Here is a 3,639-nt window from a genome sequence, read left to right on the forward strand (position 1 = left end):
AGAACACCATCAACACGATGGTCGACCAGCTCTCCTCCTTCGCCGAGGAGGTCACCAGGGTGGCCCGTGAGGTGGGTACGGAGGGCCAGCTCGGCGGCCAGGCGCGGGTCCGGGATGTCGACGGCACCTGGCGCGATCTGACCGAGTCGGTGAACGAGATGGCCGGCAACCTGACCCGGCAGGTGCGCGCCATCGCGCGCGTGGCGACCGCAGTGACCCGCGGCGACCTCAACCTGAAGATCGATGTGGACGCGTCCGGTGAGATCCAGGAACTGCAGGACTACATCAACAAGATGATCGCCAACCTGCGTGACACCACGATCGCCAACAAGGAGCAGGACTGGCTCAAGGGCAATCTGGCCCGCATCTCCGCCCTGATGCAGGGCCGCCGTGACCTGGCGGACGTGGCCTCGCTGATCATGAGCGAGCTGACACCGGTGGTCTCCGCGCAGCACGGGGCGTTCTTCCTCGCCATGCCGCTGGTCGACGGCAAGGACCTGGGGGCCGGCACGGACGACGCCTACGAGCTGCGCATGCTGGGGTCGTACGGCTACTCGATGGGCTCCATGCCGACGTCGTTCCGGCCGGGTGAGGCGCTCATCGGGACGGCCGCCACGGAGAAGCGCACGATCCTGGTGGAGAACGCGCCGAGCGGCTATCTGAAGATCTCCTCCGGGCTCGGGGAGGCGCCGCCCGCGCAGGTCATCGTCCTTCCGGTGCTGTTCGAGGGGAAGGTGCTCGGCGTCATCGAGCTGGCGTCCTTCACGCCGTTCACGCACATCCAGAAGGACTTCCTCAACCAGATCGCCGAGATGATCGCGACGAGCGTCAACACCATCTCCGTCAACACCAAGACCGAGGTGCTGCTGAGGCAGTCGCAGGAGCTGACCGAGCAACTGAGGCTGCGATCGGAGGAGTTGGAACAGAGGCAGAAGGCCCTCCAGGCGTCCAATGCCGAACTGGAGGACAAGGCCGAGCTGCTGGCCCGGCAGAACCGCGACATCGAGGTCAAGAACACGGAGATCGAGGAGGCGCGGCAGGTCCTGGAGGAGCGCGCCGAGCAACTCGCCGTCTCCATGCGCTACAAGAGCGAGTTCCTGGCCAACATGTCGCACGAGCTGCGTACGCCGCTCAACTCCCTGCTGATCCTGGCGAAACTGCTCGCCGACAACGCCGAGGGCAACCTCTCCCCGAAGCAGGTCGAGTTCGCCGAGACCATCCACGGCGCCGGCTCCGACCTGCTCCAGCTGATCAACGACATCCTCGACCTGGCGAAGGTCGAGGCGGGCAAGATGGACGTCTCCCCGACCCGCATCGCACTCGTCCAGCTCGTGGACTACGTGGAGGCGACGTTCCGGCCGCTGACGGCGGAGAAGGGTCTGGACTTCTCCGTACGGGTCTCGCCGGAGCTGCCCGCCACGCTGCACACCGACGAACAGCGCCTCCTCCAGGTGCTGCGCAACCTGCTGTCCAACGCGGTGAAGTTCACCGACACCGGGGCCGTCGAGCTGGTCATCCGGCCCGCGGGCAGCGACGTTCCCGTGGCCATCAGGGAGCAGCTGCTGGAGGCCGGCTCGCTTCGGGACCCGGACGCCGAGATGATCGCGTTCTCCGTGGCCGACACGGGCATCGGCATCGCGGCAGGCAAGATGCGGGTGATCTTCGAGGCGTTCAAGCAGGCGGACGGCACCACGAGCCGCAAGTACGGTGGTACGGGCCTCGGGCTGTCCATCTCGCGGGAGATCGCGCGGCTGCTCGGCGGCGAGATCCACGCGCAGAGCGAACCCGGACGCGGCTCGACGTTCACCCTGTACCTGCCGCCGCACCCCAGCGAACTGCCGTCGCACGGCTACGCGCAGCTCTCGCCCGCCATGGAGGCCGACGAACTGCTGGCGTCCGAGGCGGAGCTGCCCGCTCCGGACATCGAGACCCCGCTCGAGGTGAAGTCGTACCAGGACACCCGGAACGGACCCGCGGCCCTCTTCCGGCGCCGGCGCAGGGCGGTCACCGCGGGTGCGTCACACGGCGGCGCGGGACAGGAACAGTGGGTGGGCGAACGAGAGGTCGCGGCGCAGCCGCGGCAGAGCGTCCGGTTCGCCAGCGAGAAGGTGCTGATCGTCGACGACGACATCCGCAATGTCTTCGCGCTCACCAGCGTCCTGGAGCAGCACGGCCTGTCGGTGCTGTACGCGGAGAACGGCCGTGAGGGCATCGAGGTTCTGGAACAGCATGACGACGTGGCGGTCGTCCTGATGGACATCATGATGCCCGAGATGGACGGGTACGCCACGACCACCGCGATCCGGCGGATGCCGCAGTTCGCCGGGCTGCCGATCATCGCGCTGACTGCGAAGGCGATGAAGGGCGACCGGGAGAAGGCCATCGAGTCGGGCGCCTCCGACTATGTGACCAAGCCGGTCGACCCCGATCATCTGCTGTCCGTGATGGAGCAGTGGATGCGCGCGGAATGACAGGGGCCCTGAACGTTCCCGCGGAGTTGCTGACTGACTGTGGTCGAAACCGTGGAGAGACGCGGTGCGCGGGGAACCTTCTGGTCCCCTGCCACGTTTCTGCTACGTGCACAGTGACATCGCGGTGACAGGGTGTGGCGACAGGCGGGGTGCGGCTACGATGACCGGCACAAGGACGGGCGGCGCAAGGGAGTCGTCCCCCGGGGTGGCGCCGGGTGGCACCACCCCGAGTCCTGTGGACAGGGGCGGCCCCAAGTCGGGGCGAGGAGGGCGGGCCATGGTGCAGAAGGCCAAGATCCTCCTGGTCGATGACCGGCCGGAGAATCTGCTGGCGCTGGAGGCCATCCTCTCTGCGCTCGATCAGACGCTGGTCAGGGCATCGTCCGGGGAGGAAGCGCTCAAGGCACTGCTGACGGACGACTTCGCGGTCATTCTGTTGGACGTTCAGATGCCGGGCATGGACGGTTTCGAAACCGCCGCGCACATCAAGCGGCGGGAGCGGACCCGCGACATCCCGATCATCTTCCTGACCGCCATCAACCACGGTCCGCACCACACCTTCCGGGGGTACGCGGCGGGTGCGGTGGACTACATCTCCAAGCCGTTCGACCCGTGGGTGCTGCGCGCGAAGGTCTCGGTGTTCGTCGAGCTCTATATGAAGAACTGTCAACTCCGTGAGCAGGCCGCTCTGCTGCGGCTGCAGCTGGAGGGCGGCGGCAAGTCCGCGTTCGGCGACAGCAAGGAGCCCGTGAGCCTCCTCGCCGAACTCTCCGCGCGGCTCGCAGCGGTCGAGGAGCAGGCAGAGGCGCTGTCCAAGCAGCTCGACGACGACGCGGCGGACGCGGCGGCGGTGGCGACCGCTGCCCATCTCGAACGCAAACTCACGGGGCTGCGCAGGGCGCTGGACGCCCTGGAGCCGGGCACAGGCAGCGGCGCGCCGCAGGTGCCGTCGCAGAACTGACGGTCCGTTGCGCGGGCCAGGGCCACAGGGCGCGTTGCGTCGGTCCTGCCGTCCCCTGTCCCCTCCGCCAAGCGGCGTACGCGCCGTGAGTGCACGTCAGTTTCGTGCCTCTCGTGCGGCGACACGAACGGGTGAAGCAGGAGGCACGCGTGTCCCCTGTCGTCTCCACCGGTAACCTCACACTCATGGCCTCACGTCCCGCAGCCA

At 67.7% G+C, this 3,639-nt stretch carries 2 protein-coding genes; both read left to right on the top strand.

The genetic code is table 11. The features are described from left to right. Window positions 1–2,471, top strand: a 2,471-nt coding sequence (locus BIV24_RS29175; protein ID WP_143064696.1) for an ATP-binding protein, incomplete at its 5' end; no start/stop codon positions are given. 277 nt (window positions 2,472–2,748) lie between these two features. Then, window positions 2,749–3,432 carry a response regulator gene (locus BIV24_RS29180; RefSeq protein WP_071369472.1) on the top strand — a complete coding sequence of 228 codons (684 nt, stop codon included), beginning with the start codon at window positions 2,749–2,751 and terminating at the stop codon, window positions 3,430–3,432. The last annotated feature ends 207 nt before the right edge of the window (window positions 3,433–3,639 follow it).

The organism is Streptomyces colonosanans, from assembly GCF_001866645.1.
Classification (GTDB): Bacteria; Actinomycetota; Actinomycetes; order Streptomycetales; family Streptomycetaceae; genus Streptomyces; species Streptomyces colonosanans.

Excerpts from the sequence above, each read along its gene's own strand:
- BIV24_RS29180 (WP_071369472.1), top strand. The coding sequence starts at position 2,749 with ATGGTGCAGAAGGCCAAGATCCTCCTGGTCGATGACCGGCCGGAGAAT.